Here is a 22183-nt window from a genome sequence, read left to right as displayed (position 1 = left end):
GCTGTTGTTGGGAGGTGAGCAAAAATGAACATGTCTTCGGGCCGCATTCCCCTGTGGTTAGTGGGCACAGTAGTCGGAATTGGCGTGATTGCGCTGGTGGGGCTGTTTTTCTGGGGGTCTTACGTGGGCATCGGCTCATCCCTGTAGTTCCTTGAGCGCCCGCACTAACTGAGTGAGTTCGTCCTGGTCGGTGAGATAGTGGATAGACGCCCGTACACAATTACCCGCAGCCACCGACCGCACGAGGATGTTTCGCTGTTCCAATTGCTGGGCGAGTGTTTCTGGTGGAACCGAAGCGTGACGGAAACTCACAAGGCCGCAACGGGGCGGTTCCGGCAACAGGCGGGTGAGGTAGGGGAGGTCACCCAATTGCTGCCAGAGGTCTTGAGCCAGTTGCACCAGGCGCTCGTACCGTTGAACGGGAGTTCCCCAGGCATCGTGCAGCGCCAGACTAGCCCGTAACCCAGCCCCCAGTTCCCAAGCGGTCGTAGCAATCTCGTGGCGTTGACCATCGTCAGACCAGCACGGGCGCTGCTGCCGAAATCCCTGTAAACCCCGCCAGCCGCAATGGGTGGGTTGAATGACATCCCGATACTGCGGGTGAATGTACAGAACACCCAAACCTGCTGGGCCGCACAGCCATTTGTGCCCGGTAGCGGCATAGAAATCCACGCCCGTTAAATCCAACGGCAAAACCCCCAGCGATTGCGCCCCATCCACGAGCAAGCGAATGTCCCGTTGCTGACAGAAGGCGGCAATGTCAGTTAAGGGAAGGACTTGTCCTGTATGCCAGAGCACGTGACTGAGCACCAGCATCCGCGTGTGGGGTTGGACGTGTTGTTCCAGAACGGTGATGGGGTCGGCGGTTGGGTCGCTCAGAGGACAGGTGCTCCAGGTCAAACCAAAGCGCTGGGCTAATTGGGCAACGGTCGCCACCACGCCGGGATGTTCCCCGTCGCTCAGCAGGAGATGCTCACCCCCACGCCACGGCCATCCCCACAGCACAATCGCACAGCCCTGGGTGGTGGAACTGGTTAACGTGATGTCGGCAACAGCCACCTGCAAACACTGGGCAAACGCCTGGCGGGTCAGATGCTCTTGTTCCTCTACCCAGGTCAATGCCTGCCGGCTAAACGGCCCCTTGATTTGCCCCTGCTCATAGGCTGCCATCATAGCGGTGAGCGCCGGCGTTGGCAATGGCCCTTGCCCCCCAAAGTTGAGGTAGATTTTGTTGGCCAACGCCGGAAAATGCTGCCGTTGGGTGTGAATATCCATCTTCGCTAACCGTTTCTAGGCTGCGCCAACCGTCCGTCCATGCACCAGCTTAAACCGCTGATTCCCAGTAACAGAGGCGTTAACCAATCCCCGTAACGGACGTAGGGCGTCAAGTGGGTACGGCGGTAAATACGCGCCAAATGTACCACGTTTGTACGGGGCGGCGCTTGCCAAACGATGCGACCACGGGGGCTAATGACGCCAGAAATGCCGGTATTGGTGGCCCGTGCTAGCCAACGGTCGGTCTCAATCGCGCGCAAGACATCCTGAGCCTGGTGTTGGCGCATCATGCGGGGGGGATAGGGGTCGTTGTTGGCCGCTGTGAGAATCCATTCGCCCCCCCGGCGCGCTTGTTCCCGAAACACCGGCGCAAACGCTGAGTCGTAACAAATGCCGGCTATCACGGGACTCATCCTGGTCTGGACGGATTGGGACAGGGGGCCAGGGGTTTGGGATTCTGGTAATGCGGAAATCCGCCGCACCCACGGCCCTAGCCAGCGTTCCCCCGGGATAAATTCCCCCAGCGGCACTATCTTTACTTTGTCGTAGCGCCCGACAACCTGCCCGTGCCCGTCTAAAACAAACAAGCTGTTGGTCAAGCGTCCCTGGCGTCGCCCATAGGCTCCTAGCACCAGGGGAATGCGCCAGCGTTGCACCAACCCTACCAAGGCATGATTGGGGGAAAACTCCCCTCCTAGCGCCCCTTCCGGCGTGAGCACCATATCCGCTCCCCGTTGCGCCAAGGTGGTATAACCGGCCTGTAACCGTTCCAGCATCTGCGCCTGCCCCTGGGACGTAAACCGCACGGGGTTGGGGATGTTGGGTTGAACAATGCCCACGGTGAGCGACGCCAAAAACCCTTCCGGCGGGGCCGTCACCTGCAAGAACCACCCCAGGCTGTGTCCCAGGCCAAACAACCCCAGCGCCAAGGGTAAAACGATTGGCAGTGGATAGCGAATCGCCAACGCCAGCACCCCATTGACCAGCAACAGCCAGGCCACCGGCGTGACCGGCCCAGACAGTTGTCCCAAGTGCAAAAACGTGGGATTGCCAGGACTTTGGGTGAGCGCCAGCGTACTCCACCACAGGCAGGTGCGAGTGGCTAGCGTTTCTCCCCCACACCACAGGGCAAGGCCAACCCATAAACGCACCCAGGGTTGTATCACCCGGCTAGTGAGTCCCGCCCAGAGACCAACGCCCACAGCGCCCCATAGCGTCACAAACAGCCAGATGGCCAGGGCAATGACCAAACTCAGGCTCCAGGGAATGCCCAGCCACGTCAGGGGATGCAGGTGCACCAGCCAGGACAAGGCCGCGCCGTGGTAAGCCGCACCCCAGAGCATCCCCCATTTCCAGGCGTCTCGTCGTTCCGTCACCCACCACAGGGGCACCAGTCCCACCCAAGCCAAGGGCCAAGCCCAGCTTTCCCCCAGACTTCCACCCAGCGCCAGTCCCGATAGCCCCACAAGCAGGGGAGATAACCGCTGTTTTGCCATGGCCAACGGCTTCCTATTCAAGCACAGCCGCCTGCGGGTTGACATCCCCGCCGAACCTGTTTATTGTAAAGGTGTCAGGCTGGCTGAACTATTCGCTCCCAGGGGTAAGGTTTGCCGCAGCTTGATTTGGACAGATACGAGACTGGCTTACCCCAAAGTTATCCCTATAGGTGTTTGCCTACCATTGCAAGCTGAAGAGTGGAACGATGCGACACACACTACCAAGTTTGGGTTTGATACTCACGCTTTGGACAACGCCGGTTTTCGCGCAGTTGGGTACGCAATTACCCCCGCCGGCGGATTGGCAACAACGCCAGCAGCGGCGCGCCGTGCCTCCTCAGCATCGCCCGCTTCCGGTTCCAGGCATGGCCCCCATTGGTCAAGGCAGCCCTTTACCGCCAGCCCCTGGGGCGCTGGTGAATCCTGAGCAGTCTTATCGCGTGTTGGTGGTGGGGATGCATCCGGTTCGCCTGCACGTGTTACGGCAACTGGCTCCCCAGGCGTTTCCCGTGCGACATCAGGGGCAAATCGCTATGCAAACAGGCGTTTTTCAGTCGCTTCAGGAAGCTGAACAGTTTGCGGCTCAGCTCCGACAGAATGGATTGCCCGCCCAAGTCGTGGGACCTGTGAACCCGCAGCGCGACGCTCAGGTGCAAATGGTGTTGAGTCCGCCAGCTCAGAGCAGTGAACTGGGGGACCTAGAGCGCATCGCCACCTGGCAATCGTTGCGGCAAAATACCATGCCCAGTCACCGGCCTACGGTGCGAGTTTTTGTGCGACCGGCCATTCCTGCCCACAAGGAAGAGGTCCTCAAGCAATTGGTGCCCGAAGCGTTCCGGGCTATGTATCGTGGGCAATTGTTGTGGCAGGTGGGACGGTTCCACGAGCGGAGCCGAGCGGAACAACTGGCGCAGTACCTGCGTGCTCGCGGTTTCCAAGTGGTGGTGGAATCCCAATGACCAACGAATTGGACACCGGCTTGCCCAGCGTGCGGCAGGTACAAGCATTTATCAAAGACAAAACTAGCGTGGAAGTGAAATTGACGACCGGCGACCTTCTCCACGGTCAAATCGTTTGGCAAGACCCCCACTATTTCCGGCTGGTCACGGGTCAGCAGGAGAGTTTTCTGCTCTATCGCGCCCACGTGGTCTACATCAAAGGCTGAACTTTTCCTAGCGCTGCCGCCGGGGGCAAGGTACAACGGAAGAAGACACGGTTGCGTTATTTGCTAATGCCATCCCCCGGTTTTGACAGCCAGCATCCCCCATCGCAGGCCATCATTGACACTTGTGTTCACTGCGGGTTTTGCTTGACAACTTGCCCGAGTTACCGGGTGCTGGGAACGGAAATGGACTCCCCGCGCGGGCGCATTTACCAGATGAATGTCATTCTTCAAGGGGAGATTGCTTTAGAAACTGCAACCGTTGGTCACTTCGACAGTTGTTTGGGGTGTCTTGCCTGTGTCACGGCTTGCCCATCGGGGGTGCGTTATGACGAGTTAATCGCAGCAACGCGGGCGCAAATCCAGCGCAACTACCGGCGGCCCTGGTCGGAACGATTGGTGCGCACAGTGCTCTTTCAACTGTTGCCCTACCCAGAACGACTACGGCTAGTGGCTCCGGCCCTGTGGTTGTATCAACGCCTGGGATTGAACCGCTGGTTGCCTCAATGGTTGCGCCGTGTGTCTTCTTCACTGGCGGCGATGGCCGAACTATTACCGCCTTTGACGCTCCATCAACTGTTGCCCCGGCCTTGGCCCACCGTGCTACCGGCGCAAGGGGAACGGCGTTACCGGGTGGGCGTGATCCTAGGTTGTGTGCAGCGGTTATTCAACCCGGAGGTCAATGCGGCGACGGTGCGGGTGTTGCAAGCGGTTGGGTGTGAAGTGGTGATTCCGCCGCAGCAGGGGTGTTGCGCCGCTTTGCCCTGTCACCAGGGGGAAACCCGCCAAGCCCAAACCCTGGCCCGTTGGATGATTGACTGCTTCCGCCCCTACGACCTGGACGCCATTGTGATTAACGCTTCGGGGTGCGGGCACACGCTCAAGGAATACGGGCGGCTTCTAGCCGAGGACCAGGAGTACCGCAACGTGGCCGCTGCCTTTAGTGGCAAGGTCAAGGATGTCCAGGAGTTTTTGGCAACCATCGAATTTCCAGTGCCCTTGCACCCACTGAGTTCCCAACCCCTGACCGTCGTTTACCAAGACGCTTGCCACATGATTCACGGTCAAAAAATCAGCCTGCAACCCCGGCAATTGTTGCGCCGCATTCCAGGCATCGAATTGCGCGAGCCGCTCGATGCTGCTTTGTGTTGTGGGAGCGCTGGCGTCTATAACTTTTTGCAACCGGAAACCGCAGCGGAATTGGGTCGCCAAAAGGTCACGAATTTACTCAACACCGGCGCCCAGGTCATAGCGTCTGCCAACATTGGTTGCACGGTACAGATTCAACACTATTTGCGGGAACGAGGGGCAACCACACCCGTTTATCATCCTGTGCAGTTGCTGGACCACGCGATTCGCAACCAACCGCTGGAACTGTCTCAACGGGTCGGTGCTGGACGACGGCGATACCAGCGGAATTGATGGACGGGACGGGGCATGGGCAACCCCTGGCTGCGGTGAAAGTCCTCCTGAACCCGACGGGTCAATCGCCGGGAAATTTGCCGCACCACTTGCCGCAACAGCGCCTCGCCCGTCCGTTGGATCAAGGATTCTGGCAACACCTGAATAAAGCGGGGGAAGCGCACCTCCACGCCTAGGTCCAGCACCCATTCCACCCGCGTCATCACAGTTAGATTGGGCAATTCTGCTTGCACATCCGCAGGCACTGGCGTTTCCACCAGCGTCAAACGGGCCTGAAAATCCACCCGGTAGTCCTCCGGTTCAAAGCCTGGCACGGGGATGGTGCGAATGCGGTAGGTCTGCTGGTCTGCTGGCAGTAAATCCAACCCAATGCAAGGTTCCAGCTCGTAACCCAGCGCACCAAAGCGACCTAATTTCAGGGCGTAACCGGTTTGGCCGATGGGTTCCGCTTGCATAGGGTCAGCACAGCGCCGGAACCAGGCTTGATGCGCGTCCAAATACCTCCCCACCACCGCCGCTGGCGCATACATGGGCATACAGTCGCTAAACGTGCTGTGAAAGGCGGTAAACTCACTCATACGTTGGACGGGTCGCTGTGCCCCATGCTAACCCACCTGCGCCTGGGCGTGGATGAAGTCGGTCGGGGTGCCCTTTGCGGTCCGGTGGTCTGTGCAGCGGTGGTTCTGGATGCCGCTGGGGAAGCCGAACTCCGCCGCTTGGGACTGCGCGAAAGTAAACAACTTTCCCCCCGCCAGCGACAGGCTTGGGTTCCCCGCATTCAGCGAATTGCTAAAGCTTGGCACATTGCCTGGGCCGACCCCTGGGAAATTGACACTCTCAACATCCTGCAAGCCACGCTGTTAGCCATGCGCCGGGCAGTCATGGCCATTTCCCTCGCGCCCGCGATTTGTCTAGTGGATGGCAACCACCCCATTCCCGACCTGCCCTATCCCCAGCAGACAGTCGTAGACGGTGACCAGACGGAAATTCCCATTGCTGCCGCCAGTGTCCTTGCCAAAGTCTGGCGCGATGAGCACTTGGACCAGTTGAGCCACGAATACCCCGTCTACGACTTAGCCCGCAACAAAGGCTATGCCAGTCCCACCCATCGCCGGGCATTGCAGCGTTATGGCCCCAGTAGCATCCACCGGCTGTCGTTTCGCCCCTGTCAGGTTTCCCAGGCCAACGTCCCGTGAGCTTCTGCTTCTGCCTGCATTGTGCTAGCCACCCACTGCTGGTAATCGGCCATCAACTGGCGCGTCAATTGCTGCTTGATGAGACCCAGCACACTGGCGAGCAGACTGTTGCCCGCGGCTTCCACCATCGGCTTGGGCATCAGGTTCAGCGGGGGCGGCACATCCACATCCACCTGCAAGTTGGCGTGACCCACCAGCGACGAACAGCGGGATGAACGCACCGCCTGCAACGTCCCTGTCAAATTCAGGCGAAACCGCCGGTCAATGTAAGGCACGCCCCGAATTTCACACCCCACCGACTGCAACCGCAGGATATTCGACGGCTCCGTCCACACCCGGACATCCACCACTGGCTGAATCGTGAACGAAAAAAAATTGCGGGGGCGCATCTTCAGGCGATAGATTTGCTCTCCCAACTCCTCCACCTGGCGCGGGTCGGCAATCGCATAGACCAGCCGCTGGGGTTGCCGCAGGTAGTGTTCAATCGGAATCGGCTGGCGGGGCACCGGTATCGTCACGGATTCTTGCGCCTGAAAATGGACTAGCATAGGTCATTTGACCGGTGATGTTGTAACTTATCTTAACACTAATGGTTCTCTCCCCCCGCATTGCCTATCTCGGTCCAGCGGGCACCAACAGCGAAACGGTTGCCCACGCCTTTGGTCAGCAGTGGCCCCAACCCCAGTGGTTAGCCACCAGTACCATTGCCCAGGTGTTGCACAGCGTGGCGCGGGGGGAAGCCGATTATGGGGTCGTGCCAGTGGAAAACTCCCTGGAAGGCAGCGTCAGCATCACGTTGGACATGCTCTGGCAACTTCCCAACCTGTACATCCAGCAGGGGTTAATCTTGCCCATCCTGCATGTCCTGGTCAGCCGTTGCGCCCAGCTTGAACAGATTCAGCGGGTGTACTCCCATCCCCAGGCGCTGGGTCAATGCCAGTACTGGCTGGAAGACCATTTGCCCCACATCCCCTGGTTGCCGACACGTTCCACCGCCGAAGCCTTGCAGTACGTGGAGAAAGACCCCCAAGCGGCAGCTATTGTTTCGCCACGGGCGGCCCAGTCCCTCAATTTACCCATCCTGGCAACCGATTTAGCAGCCGACAATCTCACCCGGTTTTGGGTCGTGGGTTCCCAGTTTCAGACGGCGGGCAGCCATACCACCTTGGCCTTTAGCGTGCCGGAGAACCGGCCAGGGGCCTTGGTGCGGGCCTTGACGCATTTTGCCCAGCGGGGGATCAATCTCAGCCGGATTGAGTCACGCCCGACACGGCGGGGGCTAGGGGAGTACTTTTTTTCGGTCGATTTGGAAGGTTCCCTAACCCAACCCGTCATCCAGGAAGCGATTCGCGCTCTGTTGCCCGAAACCAGTCGCCTGTGTAATTACGGCAGCTATACCATTACCACCGTCGAGATACCAGCAGCCGCAACCGGCTAGGTTACACTGGGAATAACGTGCGTTTGATAACAACCGTCCATCATGGTGGGGCAAATCCGTCGCTGGTTGGCGGTAGCGACCGTAGTGGTAGGCGTGTGGTGGCTCCTGATGGCGACGCCCGTGAACGCGCAACTTCGGCCTGTACCCCAGTGGTTGTCCCGGCGCGTCGCGGCAGTGGTGGTGGATGGTCGGCCCCTGTTTGACCTGCGGGATTCGGGCAGCTTGAGTGGCGTAGAGCGAGCCGACTGGGCTAACCAACTTTTGGCTCGAGCCATTGACCAGTGGCAAGCCAACCCCGAGCAACCCCCTGTCGTCCAAATTGTCGCCGACCCGAGTACCAATCAGTGGACCTTGCGCCTCAACGACCAGCATCTCCTCACTGTGACTCAGGCAGATATTGGCCAAGGCGGTCGGTCTGCGCGGGTGCAAGCGGAAATCTGGCAACAGGAAATTCAAAATGCCCTGCAACAAGCGCGTTTAGAGCGCACACCGGCCTATCACTCCCAAGCGCTAGTCTTTGCAGTGGTGACCCTGGTGCTAGCGGGACTGGGGCATATTGTGCTGAGCGCCGCCCGCCGTTGGTTTGTGCGGTATCTCACTCGTTTAACCCATGCCACCGCTCCCCATCTAGAAGGCACCCTGCGCCTGATTAGCCAGATGGGATTTATTGGCATCCAGAGTGGGATATGGCTGGCTGTTTTGCTCTATCTCACCGATTTATTCCCCACCATTCGCATTGCCCGTTACTACTTGGTGCGGTCTTTAGTGGTGGGGTTAACCACACCCATTGTCACGCTGGGAAATCGGGGCTATTCGTTACTCGACCTACTCACATTTCTCGTCTTATTTGTGCTGTTGTGGACCCTATCGGGCACGGTCGCCGGACTTCTCAAATCTCGCGTACTACAAGTAGCCGGTGCTGACCAGCGGGTACGGGAAGTGGTCGCCGTTTTAACCCGTTACACACTGGTGTTGCTGGGGTCAATCATTCTGTTGCAAATTTGGGGCTTAGATGTAACCTCGTTGACCCTGTTAGCCAGTGTCCTGGGGGTGGGGATTGGCTTCGGGTTGCAAAACACAGCCAACAACTTCATCAGCGGTTTAATTATTACCTTGGAGCGCCCGATTCAGGTGGGAGATTTTATCAACGTCGGGGATTTGCAAGGCACAGTGGAACGGATTGGCACCCGCACCACGGAAATTCGCACCCTGGACCGCGTCTCTATCATCGTGCCCAATTCCCGGTTTGTGGACAACCAGGTGATTAACTGGAGTTTGGGCAGTCCAGTCTCGCGCCTGCATGTACCGGTGGGAGTTGCCTACGGTTCGCCGGTGGAAACGGTGCGTACTGCGTTACTAGAAGCCGCCCGCCGTCACCCGGATGTCCTGGCCAATCCGGCGCCCCAGGTGTGGTTGGTGAATTTCGGCGAAAGCGCCATGATGTTTGACCTGCTGGTGTGGATTTGCGAACCCCGCGAGCAGTACCGTATCAAAAGTGATCTCTACTACCGGATTGTGGAGAGCTTTCAAAAGTACAATATCAAGGTGCCATTCCCACAGCGAGACGTGCATATCCACGGGTTGGAAAAGATTATCCCTCCGTCCCCAGAATCCCATGGCGCGGCGGGTATGAATAGTGCGGCGTAGATAGGGCAAAGCCATGGCCGGCGAACAAATGGATTTATTTCAACTCGCACCTGAACCTGCGCCCCCGCCGGTGGATTACGCCAGTTTGGATGAATTAAACCGCGCTTGTCAAACCTGTCAGAAATGTCGTCTAGCGGAGACCCGCACCCATGTGGTGGTCAGTCGGGGCAATCCCCAGGCGTCCTTAATGGTGATTGGAGAAGCGCCAGGGCAACAGGAAGACGAAACCGGTTTACCGTTTGTGGGTAAAGCTGGACAATTGCTTGACAAAATCCTGGCGTCTGTCAATCTCGACAGCGAGCGGGACGTGTATATCTGCAACGTGATCAAATGCCGTCCGCCTGGCAACCGCAACCCGGAACCCGATGAAGTGGCCGCCTGCAAACCCTATCTGCTCGCCCAAATCCGATTGGTCAATCCCAAAATTATCCTGTTAGCGGGAGCGGTCGCTGTGCAAGCCATCTTGGGCGACAAACGGGGCATTACAAAAATTCGGGGCCAATGGTTTGAGTGGCAAGGATACGAATGTATGCCCATCTTCCATCCGGCCTTTTTATTGCGCAACCCCTCGCGGGAAGTCGGCAGCCCCAAATGGCTCATGTGGCAAGACATTCAAGCCGTGCGGGCCAGGCTGGACCAATTAACTAAGGCATGAGCGGCATTTCTCCTTGGCAACGCCCTGATGTGCAAACCCACAGCCAACGACTCATTAGCAGTTTTCGCCACTGGACAGGGCAGCGCTTGATGGATGCAAGCCTTGATTTAGAAGCCTTAGCCTATGGTTTATTTCATGCACCCTGGGTTCTGGTTTCCCACGACACTCAGCCTGACCCCTGTTTCAATTACGGTAATCAAGCTGCCCTAGATTTATGGGAAACCACGTGGGATCAATGGATTGGCCTACCGTCACGGCTGTCCGCCGCTAATGAATATCAACCGGAGCGCGCGCAGTTGTTACAGCAGGTCAAGACGCAAGGTTGGGCGCAGGGTTACCGGGGTGTGCGCATTAGTCGCAAAGGGCGCCGGTTTCAGTTTCAAAATGCCATTGTGTGGAACGTGCTCGATGACCAGGGACAGTACTACGGGCAAGCGGCCATGTTTCGTGAGTGGACGTGGCTCGATTGAGATATGATGAATCCCAGTCAATGGCGGTTCCAGGGGGCCAATTTTGCAGCGGTTGAGTGTTCTACTGCTCAAATTATTACGCCGTATTTATGGGGTAATCCATCCAGCGACAGCACCCCCCATTCGAGTTCATTACGCAGGTCAAGCAGCAAGTGACTACATCCAGCAAATCCTGGAAACGCCTGGCCCCTGCATGATTTGCCGCTTTGGCAATGTGGAGTTAAACGCAACTTTGCGAGCCTATCACATCCGTCGCCATGCCCAGTATTGGGGAGAAAAATCCTGGAACTATATTCGCGGTCAGATTCATCATTTTTGGTGGGACCAGAGCGCCCAGGAGTCCATGTGGATGGATGCGGGTTTTTTTCCAGCGACACCCACGTATTTAGAACGTTTTGGGGAACGGATGATTGCCGATATGCAACTCATTGATGTCCTGGCGTTTTGGGAAGGGAAACAGGACTATTTCGTGCGGCAAATCCAACATTTTTTAACCCAGGCCAAATTGATACGTTTTAGTGACCTAGAACCCTATTATCATGAACATCCCTGGTCCAAAGCACTCCAGGGTAAAACAGTGCTAGTGATTCACCCTTTTGTAGATACGATTCAGAAACAATATCAGAAACGCGAAATGTTATTTCAGAACCCTGATATTTTACCTGAGTTTGAGCTAAAGACCTTAAGGGCGGTGCAATCTATTGCCGGTAATGATTGCGGGTTTCCTGACTGGTTTGCCGCCTTTGACTGGATGTGCGAAGCCATCAGCAAGATTGAGTTTGATATTGCCATCATCGGCGCAGGTGCTTATGGATTGCCCTTAGCGGCCCATGTAAAACGTCTAGGTAAAAAGGCCATTCATCTGGGTGGGCCAACTCAAATTCTTTTCGGCATCAAAGGGGGCCGCTGGGATGAGATGCCCTTCTTCCAGCAACTGTATAATGAGCACTGGGTGCGACCAGCTCCCCACGAAGTTCCACCCAAAATTGGTCGCGTGAAAGCTTATTGGTGATGTTAATGACGGTTCATCCTTTGGTAATTCGCTTGTTGAATACTGGTCGCCGCGTTTATAGCTGGGGTAAGAAACTCACCTTAACTGACACTTCCCCATCCCGACCGCCAGTTGATTATTCTGGACAGGCCGCCAGTGACGTGATCAAAGCAAAAGTTCTCGCGCCTGAACCTTGCATGATTGCCCGATTTGGGGGAGTGGAACTAGGGGCGCTTGTCCACTACTACAGAATTCACCAGAAAAATGCATTTCCTTTGCAGAAAAGTTGGCGCTACATTACTGGTCAATCAGGGCCTTTCTGGTGGGATACTAAGATTAGGCAAAAAATGCGTTACAATGCGGGATTTTTCCCAGCGGAACCGCCCTATTTGGAGCGCTTTTGTGAACGCATACTCCAGGCCCCTCATAGACATTCTAGGTTCCTGGTTGCCCGATGAACAACTTTTTAGGGACGTCATCTCCCAAGCAGTGAAAGTGAAATTGGAAGACTTAGAACCCTATTACCATGAACAGCCATGGTCAGTGGCATTGCGGGGGAAAGTTGTGTTAGTTATCCATCCCTTTGCCGATACGATTCAACAGCAGTATCAGAAGCGCGAATTACTCTTTCAAAATCCTGATGTTTTACCCGAGTTTGAGTTGAAAACCTTAAAGGCGGTGCAATCTATTGCTGGCAATGACTGTGGGTTTGCTGCGCTGGATTGGATGTGTGACAAGGTGAGCAAAATCGAATTTGATATTGCCATTATCGGAGCAGGTGCTTACGGATTACCTTTAGCGGCTTATGTAAAACGTCTAGGCAAAAAAGTGATTCATCTGCGGGGAGCGACGCAAATTCTATTCGGCATCAAAGGTAAACGATGGGATGAACGGCCCTTTTTTCAGCAGCTATATAATGAACACTGGGTACGACCGGCTCCCCAGGAAGTCCCACCGAATTGTCAAGTTGTTGAACAAGGTTGCTACTGGTAGCGCCGGACATGGGACAATCAAGTACGGCGTGACTCCTGGTGATGACCATGCCGCAGTGGATTTTCGATACGGTTTGGTTTAGCCCTGTCTATGGGTTGCTAGGGGCGATTGTCACGTTGCCGTGGTCTCTGGGGTTGATTCAACGCACAGGTCAACGACCAGCGGCTTATTTGAATATGCTGGCGTCCCTGCTGGCGTTTTTGCATAGTGGGGCGGCGTTGCTCGTAGGACAGGAACAGCTTCCCCAGGAGTTGATGTTTCACTGGTTGCACGTTGCGGATTTGGACTTGACGCTGGCGCTGCATCTATCGGTGCCGTCGCTCCTGGCGCTCACAACGGTGAATAGCTTTACGCTGCTGGCCCAGTTATTCGCGCTGGGGTATATGGAAAAAGACTGGTCGCTGGCGCGTTTTTATGGGTTAATTGGCTTTTTTGAATCGGCGTTGGGGGGGATTGCCTTAAGCGACTCTTTATTTCTAAGCTATATGCTGCTAGAAATGCTCACCCTTTCGACCTATTTATTGGTAGGTTTTTGGTATGCCCAACCTTTGGTGGTAAAAGCAGCGCGGGATGCATTTTTAACGAAACGGGTTGGGGATGTAGTGTTTTTAATGGGCGTGGTAGCCCTGTCGGGATTGGGGTCAGGATTGACCTTTCCAGAGATTGCCACTTGGGCCGCAACCGCCGATTTACCGCCAGCAGTTTGGACGTTACTGGGTTTGGCATTGATTGCTGGACCCATTGGCAAATGCGCCCAATTCCCCTTGCATTTGTGGTTAGACGAAGCGATGGAAGGCCCCAATCCAGCATCTGTTTTACGTAATTCGATTGTGGTGGCGGCAGGGGCTTACGTGCTGATTAAATTAGAGCCGGTCTTGTCTCGCTCGCCGGTCGCTCTCGATGCACTTGTCATTTTAGGCACGATGACAGCCGTCGGCACCATTTTGATGGCCCTAGCGCAAATTGATATGAAACGGACGCTTTCTCACTCCACGAGCGCGTACTTAGGACTGGTTTTTATTGCAGTGGGTTTGCAACAGCCCGATGTCGCTTTCTGGTTGTTATTTGCCCATGCGGTCGCCAAAGCCTTGTTGTTTATGAGTGCCGGCGCGATTACCATTACTACATCTAGCCAAGATATTACGGAAATGGGGGGTATTGGGCGACGGATGCCGGTAACCATCACCAGTTTTGTGGTTGGGTCTTTGGGCTTAGTGGGACTATTTCCCTTGGGCATGTTCTGGGTCTTTTGTCGCTGGTTTGTAACAATGCCGACGTGGGTGCTGGGCTTGGTGTTGGTGATCAATTTCCTGTGCGCGTTGAACCTGACCCGCGTGTTCCGTCTGGTGTTTCTCGGGCCAGTGCAACCAAAAACTCGCCGCACCCCGGAAGTGGCCTGGCCAATGGCAGTGCCGATGGTTGCCATGATTTTTATCACCTTACTAACGCCGGTGGTGCTCAGGCAGTGGGAATTGTCGCCGGTGTGGGGTCCGTGGCAACGGGGAGAAGTGCTACTCCTCATCACGTCAGGCGCACTGGGTATAGGAGCAGGGGCAGCGTTGGAACTGAAACGGCGGGGCGTGCGTTCAGCGCAGCGCTGGTGGCGGTTGGGTGAAGATTTTCTCGCCTACGACTTTTACATCGAACCGGTTTATCAGGCAACAGTGGTGCAACTGGTGCGGGTGATGTCCCGTTTAACCGCCTGGGTTGACCGTTATCTGGTGGATGGGTTGGTGCATTTAGTAGGGGTTTCCACAATTTTTAGCGGTCAGTTATTGAAATACAGTGTCAGTGGCAAGTCCCAAATTTATCTGCTGACTATTTTGGGTGGTGTGGTTTTGGTCGGACTGTGGTTTCTCGGTAACGGTTGGTAAGGCAAAAAAAGATGAAGTGGCTGTGGCGCTGGCTGGGACAGGTGGGGGAAGAAACTCGTTTCCTAGCAGGCGTCGCTACGGTTGAATCCTGGGTCGCCCGGTTTCTCTCCCTGGCGATGATTGGGGTTATTTTTGTGGCCGTCATTGATTTAATTCGGCTATTGGTCATTGAATTGAACACCGAACCCAAGGGATTTTTCGGTCAAAATTTATTCACCATTTTTGGGGCGTTTTTGAATGTGTTGATTGCTCTAGAAATTTTGGAAAATATCACGGCTTATTTGCAGCGGCATGTGTTGCAGGTAGAGTTGGTGATTGTGACATCTTTGATTGCAGTGGCCCGGAAAATTATCATTCTAGATTTGGAAAAAACCACGGGTCTCAGCCTGATTGGCCTGGCCGCAGCCGTTTTGGCGCTATCGGTGAGCTATTGGATCATTCGGCGTTCCCATGCGCCGCGTGAGCACTAACCGTCCATCGCGCACATCCACCTTGACCTTCATCGGACCACCAGCCGCTTGCGCCAGGAGAAAGTCGGCCAGGGGGTTTTCTAACTCCCGCTGAATCGCACGTCGCAGGGGTCGCGCGCCATAGGCTGGGTCGTAACCCGCTTCCACTAAGTAGTCCACCGCTACAGGAGTGACGTCCAAGGTGACTTGTTGCTCGGATAACAGTTGCTGGAGTTGTTGGATTTGTAATTGCACAATTGCCCGCAATTGGTCGCGGTTGAGACAGTGGAAAATGATGATTTCATCAATGCGGTTCAAGAATTCAGGCCGGAAGTGAGCCGCTAGCAATTGCCGGATTTTGGGTTCTAAAAAGGCGGGGGTTTCGGTGCCTTCTAAGATCAATTCGCTCCCCAAATTGCTGGTCATGACGATAATGGTGTTGCGAAAGTCCACCACGCGCCCCTGGGAATCCGTCACCCGCCCATCGTCCAAAATTTGCAACAACACATTGAAAATATCAGGGTGGGCTTTTTCAATTTCATCGAGCAAGACCACGGCATAGGGACGCCGGCGAATGGCCGTTGACAATTGCCCCCCTTCTTCATAGCCCACGTAACCCGGCGGCGCGCCCAACAACCGGGAAATACTGTGCTTTTCCATGTACTCGGACATGTCTAAACGCACCAACGCCTGTTCACTGTCAAACAGGGCTTCCGCTAAGGTGCGGGCCAGTTCCGTCTTGCCAACGCCTGTAGGGCCGAGAAATAGAAATGAACCGATAGGACGACGGGGAGATTTCAAACCAGCGCGTGTCCGGCGAATGGCCGCAGCAACAGCTTTGACCGCTTGCTCTTGCCCAATCACCCTTTGATGCAGGTATTCTTCGAGATGGAGCAATTTTTGCCGTTCGGATTCCAACAACCGCCGCACCGGAATCCCTGTCCATTTGGCCACAATTTCGGCGACATCGGCTTCAGTGACCTGTTCGCGCAAAAGCGTGGCATTGTGCGATTGAATTTCCGCCAGGGCTGCTTCCTTGGCTTCTAACTCTTGGTGTAGGGCTTCTAGGCGACCGTATTTCAGTTGGGCGGCCCGGTTCAGGTCGTAGTTCCGTTCGGCTTGCTCAATTTGCACGCGGATTTGCTCTTCTTCCTGTTTCAGCGCCTTAATGGCTTCGAGCAGTTGTTTTTCACTTTGCCATTGCTGGTTGAGCGACTGTTGTTGCGCACTCAGGGTCGCAATTTCCCGTTCAATTTTTTTCAGGCGTTCTTGACTGGCGGCATCCCGGTCATTTACCAGCGATAACCGCTCCATTTCCAGTTGCATCAACCGCCGCTCAATCACTTCTAATTCTTCCGGCTTCGATGTGATTTCCATCTTGAGCTTGGCGGCGGCTTCGTCAATCAAATCAATGGCTTTGTCGGGTAAGAACCGGTCGGGAATGTAGCGCACAGACAAGCGTACCGCAGCCACCAATGCCGCGTCAGCAATTTTTACCCCGTGATGCACTTCGTAGCGCTCTTTTAATCCCCGTAAAATGGCCACCGTGTCATCTTGGCTGGGTTCTTCCACGCGAATGGGTTGAAACCGTCGTTCGAGTGCTGCGTCTTTTTCGATGTGCTTGCGATATTCGTCAAGGGTGGTGGCGCCAATACAGCGCAACTCGCCCCGTGCCAGCATGGGTTTGAGCAAGTTGCCCGCGTCCATCGCACCCTGGGTAGTCGCCCCGGCGCCAACAACGGTGTGCAGTTCGTCAATAAACAAAATCACTTGACCAGCGGCTTCCGTTACTTCCCGCAACACCGCCTGCAAGCGCTTCTCAAAATCGCCCCGGTAACGCGCCCCGGCGACTAAACTCCCCACATCCAGGGAAATCAGGCGGCGATTTTTCAGGGACTCCGGCACGTCGCCATTGACAATCCGTTGCGCCAGTCCTTCGGCAATGGCCGTTTTCCCAACGCCCGGTTCACCGATGAGCACGGGATTATTTTTGGTGCGCCGCGACAGGACTTGGATCACCCGCCGGATTTCTTCGTCTCGCCCAATGACGGGGTCTAATTTACCCGCCCGCGCCTGTTCGGTCAAATCCCGGCCATAGCGTTCCAGAGCCTGGTAATGGGCTTCCGGTGTGGCGTCCTGTACCCGTTGGTGTCCCCGGATGGTCTTGATAGCAGTAATCAGTTGCTCGGTGGTGACCCCTAGGTTTTGGAACAGGCGGCGTCCCAGGCGCTCATCTTCGCTAAACCCCAGTAACAGGTGTTCCACCGAGATCAGAGCGTCATTCCAGGTCAGGCGTTGGGCTTCGGCGCGGTCCAGCAAAATGTCTAAAAACCGCCCCAGGTACAATTGCCCGTTGGCTGCGCTGACTTGGGGTTGCCGCCGCGCAAACATCTCCAACTGCTGGGTACATTGCACTAGATCACAGCCGCTTTGCACCAGCATCTTCACGGCAAAGTCATTCTGTTCCAGCAGCGCCAGCATGAGATGTTCGACTTCCAGTTGCTGCTGGCGGTACCGGCGGGCAATGTCTTGGGACTTGACAATCGCTTCCCAGGCTTTTTCGGTGAATTTATTGGGGTCAGTTGGTTGCACAGACGGTCAATCGCTCGCCATCAATGTAGTACTTCATATCAATTCTAACGACCCTAGCCGATGCCCCCACCGAACAGCGCTAACCACAGGGGCAACGTGACCAGCAGCAATCCCAACCCCAGCCCAATCGCACTAACGGTGAAACTTGGTTCCAGGCCGTAGGCCTCGGTCAAAACTAAAGTGGCCAGGGCTGGTGGCATCCCTGCTTGCAGCACCAGTGTCAATCGTACCGGCGCTGGTACCCCGAACCCTTGCAATAGCAGCCCCACCAGCAGCGGGATCACCAGCATCTTAATCCCCAAGCTGGCAGCGACGGACTTCAATTTCCCCCAGTGCCGCACTTGCCGCAGGCGCACCCCCATCAGCACCAGGCAAACCACGACCATACTCCAGGCAATCGTTTTTAAGCTGACATTGAGCCAAGCCGGACGGGATACCTGGTACAACGCTAGCGCCAGCAACGCCGCCCACAGCATCGGATTACGCACCAGCGCCAGCCAGGGTTTGGCCCGTCGTCCCCCCAGTTTCGCCGCCAGCCACACACCCAACCCGTAGGAACCCGCCAGGGTATTCATCAAATCAAACACCACTGCCCAGCCGAAATAGGACGGCCCGACCAGGAACAAACACACTGGATAGCCCACATAGCCTGTGTTGCCGGCCATAGCGGTCAGTAGGAAACTCCCCCGCTGTGGCAGTGACCAGTGCGCGCCCCGCCAGCGTAGCCACAGTTCACCCAGTCCCCAGGCTCCCCAAAATGCCAGCAGCGCCACCCATCCCGCCCACCAGACATCCAGCGTCAGTTGCACATTCAGGACAAAACCCAGCACACTCAGGGGCATGCCCACCCAAAACAGCCATTGCCCAACCCGGTCGAGTAATTTCGGCCCCACGTAAGGCCCCACCAGCCAGCCCAGACCTGTACAAACTGACAAAGTGATATACAGTTCAACCAGCCGTTGCGATTCAGGCGACATTCCACCGCGCCAGGGACAAACGTTTCCAGTATAGGGGCAACCGTCTCAGGATTCTGGATAAATATAGACCACTGGCGGTAGGGAAGTCCCTTCAGGTTTTAGGTCTTGAAACGCCCGAAAACTCAGGCCCTGTTGCTGGAGCGCTTGTACCTCCAACTGATACCCTAGAAACCGCTGGTCCGTTTCCAGCAGCGACTCGATATGATTGACGGTTTCGGCAAGACGCTGAAACACTTTCTCCCGACCTGCCGGAGTTACACCAAACAAGTTGCGGTCAATTTCGGTTTGGGAGATAACAGCAGGGGGTAAGTTGTCAATCCAGTAACCCACATGAATATCGTAGTTCTCATTCAAAAGCCATGTCCGGCGTAGCAACTCAAACACTTCGTTTTCAGTCAGACGATAATTTTGATGTTTCCAACGGAAGATGTGGGTTAAACGAGTTAAATCCACCTGGGGCGAGAGTTTGGGATGGAGATAAATCACCGGCCTGTCCGTCAAGAGAATATCCACATACTGGCGCAGGAGCTGGTTCAGTTCTCGGTAGCCTGCTTCTAAACGTTGTCTGGCCGTGTCTAGTTCTTCCAGTTCTAAATAACACCGTGCTTCTACTACGTAGGCTAGATACAGCGTGTGAAGATAGGCGGCAATCGCTTTGGTTTTGTAAGGAAGTTGCTGCCGCGCTAGGTCGCTATAAATGTGTTGGGCTTCCAAAAAGCGATTAATCGCAGTCATCGCACTCGTTCGCCGGTTGTGCGTTTGCTGCATCCGAAAAGCGTTTTGCGCCAAATCAACTGCCGCCCGGAAGTTGGCATAAAAACTCAGGTCAATTTTGTCGCTGATCTCTTTAGTAATCTGTTGCAAACTTTGCAGGGCTTTTTCTAGTTTATTGAGTTTTTCAATCACAAGCGCAAAGCCAACCGCTGCGACCCCCAAATTCAACCAACTGGCTGCGGTGGTCATGCCCAAAAATGCCTGGGCTGGTGTCGCTCCTGCATCCCGCAGCCACATCACCACCTGTTTGGTCTGGGCATTCCGTATCACGCCGCCGATGCGTTCCAATTCACCGCTTGCCAGGCCGATGAGAATGTGGGCCGGCGCTTCGACCGCGATGTGTAACGGAGCCATTGACTGCTGGTGGGCCGTGGGACAATTTCAGGGTATATCAATCCGCTGGCGCTGTCATCCCCATAATCTCGTAGCCTGCATCCACGTAGATCACTTGCCCGGTGATGCCGCTAGCTAGGTCGCTCGCCAGGAAGGCCGCTGTATTGCCTACTTCCAGTTGCGTGACGGACCGACGCAGGGGAGCCGTTTGCCGCACGTGTTGAATCATGTCGCGAATCCCCCCCACTGCTGACGACGCCAGGGTTTTAATTGGCCCAGCGGAAATGGCATTGACGCGCACCCCCTGCGGCCCCAGCTCATAGGCCAAATAGCGCACGCAGGCTTCCAAAGCAGCTTTAGCCACCCCAGCCGTGTTGTAGTTCGGCACGACCCGCACACCCCCTAAGTACGTCAACGTAATGACCGACGCCGTCGGACTGAACAAGGGTTTGGCCGCCCGGCACAGGGCAATCAATGAGTAAGTGCTCACGTCGAGCGCCTGGGCAAACCCCGCCCGCGAAATCTGGCTGAAATCCCCTTCTAGCCCTTCCTTGGGGACAAACGCCAGGGAATGCACTAGCACATCTAAGGTGCCCCAGCGCTCTCGAACAGCTTGGAACAGGTCGCGGATGTGTTCATCTTTCTGCACGTCGCAAGGCAAAAAAAGTTCCGGATGCAGGGGTTCGGTCAACTGGGCCACCTTTTGCTTGAAACGGTCTTTTTCATCGGGTAGATAAGTGACCCCTAGCGTCGCGCCCGCCTGGTGCAGTTGTTGGGCGATCCCCCAGGCAATCGAGTATTCGTTGGCAATTCCCAGCACCAGTGCCTTTTTTCCCTGCAAGCTCAACATATCGCTCCCACCGGCATGTATGGACACTGTCTCCACCCTAGCCTGGAATGCTCCCCAGCACAAGCGGGCACAAATAGTTATAGAGAATACAATTGAGCTAGCAGCATTCCCATAGCGTGGAACATTAGTATTTGGTCGCTTTCTGCCAATGGCTGTACTGCAGGACAAACCCCTTTATGGCCTGTTGCACCGGTTATCCCATGGCACATTTCCCCAAGGCGTGGAGACCTTTGAGCGGGGCAAAACCATTTTCTTTCCCGGCGATCCGGCAGAACGGATTTATTTTTTGATTAAAGGCGCAGTGAAACTCTCGCGGGTGTATGAATCTGGTGAAGAAATTACTGTTGCCCTGCTGCGGGAAAATAGCTTTTTTGGCGTGCTATCGTTCATCACGGGTCATCGCTCGGACCGCTTTTATCACGCCGTTGCCTTTACCACCACCCAGCTTTATTCGGTACCCATTGAACAAGTGGAAGCGCTCATCAAAAGTGACCCAGAGCTATCGCTGATCCTATTGCGGGGGCTGGCGTCCCGGATTTTGCAAACCGAAATGATGATTGAAACGTTAGCCCATCGCGATATGGGAGCGCGGCTGGCCAGTTTCCTGCTCATCCTGTGTCGAGACTTTGGCGTACCAACCAGCGCCGGCGTGATGATTGACTTAAAACTGTCTCACCAAGCGATTGCCGAAGCCATCGGTTCTACACGGGTGACCGTCACGCGACTTCTCGGGGATTTGCGCCAGAGCGGCATGATTTCGATTAACAAGAAAAAAATTACCGTACACGACCCGATGAGTCTAAGCCAGCAGTTTACTTGAGATTTAATGGGGAATTTACCGCTGACAATGTGTTTCAATCCCGCATACCGGGATAAGGAATTTGAGACTGATGCCTTCGGGCAAGTGCGGGTGGGCAACGACGGCGTTTCAATCCCGCATACCGGGATAAGGAATTTGAGACGCCGGTGTGGCTCTTCGCCTTCCTGGTGCACCACTACGTTTCAATCCCGCATACCGGGATAAGGAATTTGAGACAAGGTTAATCGCTGCCCGGAAAATGGCGAATTTCAGGTTTCAATCCCGCATACCGGGATAAGGAATTTGAGACGCCTTGGCCAACATGCGGGATGTGGCGGCCTGGTCGTTTCAATCCCGCATACCGGGATAAGGAATTTGAGACCATTAAGGCTAACCGTGGTGGCGCTCCACGGGATGTTTCAATCCCGCATACCGGGATAAGGAATTTGAGACAGTCAATTTGAGAAAGTTTTTGCATGTAATTGTAAAGTTTCAATCCCGCATACCGGGATAAGGAATTTGAGACAGCACAAATTTGTCGAATTGTCAAGAGCGCTGGCAAAGTTTCAATCCCGCATACCGGGATAAGGAATTTGAGACCCTATCGCTCTTGCCAGCGCCCGCCCTATGCCCTTGTTTCAATCCCGCATACCGGGATAAGGAATTTGAGACTGGTACTGTCGGGCCATCGCGTGCTTTTCCTTGTGCGTTTCAATCCCGCATACCGGGATAAGGAATTTGAGACGATGCTGGTGTTCACGACCCCGCCTGCGGAGGCTGGTTTCAATCC

22 protein-coding genes and 1 CRISPR repeat array are annotated in these 22183 nt (G+C 55.4%); of the genes, 14 read left to right on the top strand and 8 right to left on the bottom strand.

What is annotated here, in order from left to right:
- Positions 1-24: 24 nt before the first annotated feature.
- Positions 25-147 (top strand): photosystem II reaction center protein J, encoded by a 123-nt coding sequence (locus tag NZ705_08905; GenBank protein MCS7293070.1) that lies wholly within the window; start codon positions 25-27, stop codon positions 145-147.
- On the opposite strand, the gene NZ705_08900 is transcribed toward NZ705_08905, so the two are convergent.
- Together NZ705_08900 and lnt are read right to left on the bottom strand one after the other, a co-directional pair.
- On the bottom strand, positions 136-1275 hold the full coding sequence (locus NZ705_08900; protein ID MCS7293069.1) for an aminotransferase class V-fold PLP-dependent enzyme: 1140 nt from the start codon (positions 1273-1275) through the stop codon (positions 136-138). The two genes, NZ705_08905 and NZ705_08900, sit on opposite strands and share 12 nt — an antisense overlap.
- A 5-nt stretch (positions 1276-1280) precedes the next feature.
- Positions 1281-2771 (bottom strand): apolipoprotein N-acyltransferase, encoded by a 1491-nt coding sequence (gene lnt / locus NZ705_08895; protein ID MCS7293068.1) that lies wholly within the window; start codon positions 2769-2771, stop codon positions 1281-1283.
- Between the two features lie 206 nt (positions 2772-2977).
- Here lnt and NZ705_08890 point away from each other — a divergent pair, with 206 nt between their 5' ends.
- The 3 genes from NZ705_08890 to NZ705_08880 all read left to right on the top strand — a co-directional run bounded on the left by NZ705_08890 (position 2978) and on the right by NZ705_08880 (position 5355).
- Positions 2978-3730: a hypothetical protein gene (locus tag NZ705_08890; protein ID MCS7293067.1), complete on the top strand. Its 753-nt coding sequence runs from the start codon at positions 2978-2980 to the stop codon at positions 3728-3730.
- A complete protein-coding gene (locus NZ705_08885) occupies positions 3727-3936 on the top strand; it encodes a hypothetical protein (protein MCS7293066.1) in 210 nt (69 codons plus the stop codon). The genes NZ705_08890 and NZ705_08885 overlap by 4 nt, the downstream gene beginning before the upstream one ends.
- Positions 3937-4002: 66 nt before the next feature.
- Positions 4003-5355: a heterodisulfide reductase-related iron-sulfur binding cluster gene (locus NZ705_08880; protein ID MCS7293065.1), complete on the top strand. Its 1353-nt coding sequence runs from the start codon at positions 4003-4005 to the stop codon at positions 5353-5355.
- Here the strand turns inward: NZ705_08880 and NZ705_08875 are convergent.
- Positions 5313-5933, bottom strand: a complete 621-nt coding sequence (locus NZ705_08875; protein MCS7293064.1) for a DUF1997 domain-containing protein — start codon at positions 5931-5933, stop codon at positions 5313-5315. The genes NZ705_08880 and NZ705_08875 overlap by 43 nt on opposite strands.
- Before the next feature lie 24 nt (positions 5934-5957).
- Here NZ705_08875 and NZ705_08870 point away from each other — a divergent pair, with 24 nt between their 5' ends.
- Positions 5958-6551 (top strand): ribonuclease HII, encoded by a 594-nt coding sequence (locus NZ705_08870; GenBank protein MCS7293063.1) that lies wholly within the window; start codon positions 5958-5960, stop codon positions 6549-6551.
- On the opposite strand, the gene NZ705_08865 is transcribed toward NZ705_08870, so the two are convergent.
- Entirely contained in the window at positions 6524-7099 is a 576-nt protein-coding gene (locus NZ705_08865; protein ID MCS7293062.1) for a DUF1997 domain-containing protein, read from the bottom strand. The two genes, NZ705_08870 and NZ705_08865, sit on opposite strands and share 28 nt — an antisense overlap.
- 41 nt (positions 7100-7140) lie before the next feature.
- Here NZ705_08865 and pheA point away from each other — a divergent pair, with 41 nt between their 5' ends.
- The 8 genes from pheA to NZ705_08825 all read left to right on the top strand — a co-directional run bounded on the left by pheA (position 7141) and on the right by NZ705_08825 (position 15089).
- Entirely contained in the window at positions 7141-7989 is an 849-nt protein-coding gene (pheA, locus tag NZ705_08860; GenBank protein ID MCS7293061.1) for a prephenate dehydratase, read from the top strand.
- Positions 7990-8031: 42 nt separating this feature from the next.
- A complete protein-coding gene (locus NZ705_08855; protein MCS7293060.1) occupies positions 8032-9636 on the top strand; it encodes a mechanosensitive ion channel in 1605 nt (534 codons plus the stop codon).
- A gap of 13 nt (positions 9637-9649) precedes the next feature.
- Complete coding sequence (locus NZ705_08850) at positions 9650-10291, top strand: uracil-DNA glycosylase (protein MCS7293059.1); 642 nt, start codon at positions 9650-9652, stop codon at positions 10289-10291.
- Positions 10288-10761, top strand: coding sequence for an MEKHLA domain-containing protein (locus NZ705_08845; protein ID MCS7293058.1), 474 nt, complete (start codon positions 10288-10290; stop codon positions 10759-10761). Before NZ705_08850 ends, NZ705_08845 begins: the two co-directional genes overlap by 4 nt.
- Before the next feature lie 52 nt (positions 10762-10813).
- Positions 10814-11773 carry a hypothetical protein gene (locus NZ705_08840; protein ID MCS7293057.1) on the top strand — a complete coding sequence of 320 codons (960 nt, stop codon included), beginning with the start codon at positions 10814-10816 and terminating at the stop codon, positions 11771-11773.
- A gap of 426 nt (positions 11774-12199) precedes the next feature.
- Positions 12200-12745 (top strand): hypothetical protein, encoded by a 546-nt coding sequence (locus NZ705_08835; protein MCS7293056.1) that lies wholly within the window; start codon positions 12200-12202, stop codon positions 12743-12745.
- 47 nt (positions 12746-12792) lie between these two features.
- Entirely contained in the window at positions 12793-14619 is a 1827-nt protein-coding gene (locus tag NZ705_08830) for an NAD(P)H-quinone oxidoreductase subunit F (GenBank protein MCS7293055.1), read from the top strand.
- A gap of 11 nt (positions 14620-14630) precedes the next feature.
- Positions 14631-15089, top strand: coding sequence for a phosphate-starvation-inducible PsiE family protein (locus tag NZ705_08825; GenBank protein ID MCS7293054.1), 459 nt, complete (start codon positions 14631-14633; stop codon positions 15087-15089).
- On the opposite strand, the gene clpB is transcribed toward NZ705_08825, so the two are convergent.
- Genes clpB through fabI form a run of 4 tightly spaced genes read right to left on the bottom strand, consistent with a single transcriptional unit; the run spans position 15036 to position 20594 of the window.
- On the bottom strand, positions 15036-17660 hold the full coding sequence (clpB, locus tag NZ705_08820; GenBank protein MCS7293053.1) for an ATP-dependent chaperone ClpB: 2625 nt from the start codon (positions 17658-17660) through the stop codon (positions 15036-15038). The genes NZ705_08825 and clpB overlap by 54 nt on opposite strands.
- Positions 17661-17713: 53 nt before the next feature.
- On the bottom strand, positions 17714-18637 hold the full coding sequence (locus tag NZ705_08815) for an AEC family transporter (protein ID MCS7293052.1): 924 nt from the start codon (positions 18635-18637) through the stop codon (positions 17714-17716).
- A 45-nt stretch (positions 18638-18682) separates the two neighbouring features.
- Positions 18683-19765, bottom strand: coding sequence for a hypothetical protein (locus NZ705_08810; GenBank protein ID MCS7293051.1), 1083 nt, complete (start codon positions 19763-19765; stop codon positions 18683-18685).
- A 37-nt stretch (positions 19766-19802) separates the two neighbouring features.
- Positions 19803-20594 carry an enoyl-ACP reductase FabI gene (gene fabI, locus NZ705_08805; GenBank protein ID MCS7293050.1) on the bottom strand — a complete coding sequence of 264 codons (792 nt, stop codon included), beginning with the start codon at positions 20592-20594 and terminating at the stop codon, positions 19803-19805.
- Positions 20595-20742: 148 nt separating this feature from the next.
- Between fabI and ntcA the strand changes: the two genes are divergently transcribed.
- Positions 20743-21414: a global nitrogen regulator NtcA gene (gene ntcA / locus NZ705_08800; protein MCS7293049.1), complete on the top strand. Its 672-nt coding sequence runs from the start codon at positions 20743-20745 to the stop codon at positions 21412-21414.
- Positions 21415-21445: 31 nt separating this feature from the next.
- Positions 21446-22138: direct repeats of the CRISPR family, unit length 37 nt; unit sequence GTTTCAATCCCGCATACCGGGATAAGGAATTTGAGAC.
- Between the last annotated feature and the right edge of the window lie 45 nt (positions 22139-22183).

It is taken from the genome of Gloeomargarita sp. SKYB120 (assembly GCA_025062155.1).
Taxonomy (GTDB): Bacteria; Cyanobacteriota; Cyanobacteriia; order Gloeomargaritales; family Gloeomargaritaceae; genus Gloeomargarita.
Note: the sequence above shows the minus strand (reverse complement) of the source record. Positions and strands in the feature narration are given on the sequence as shown.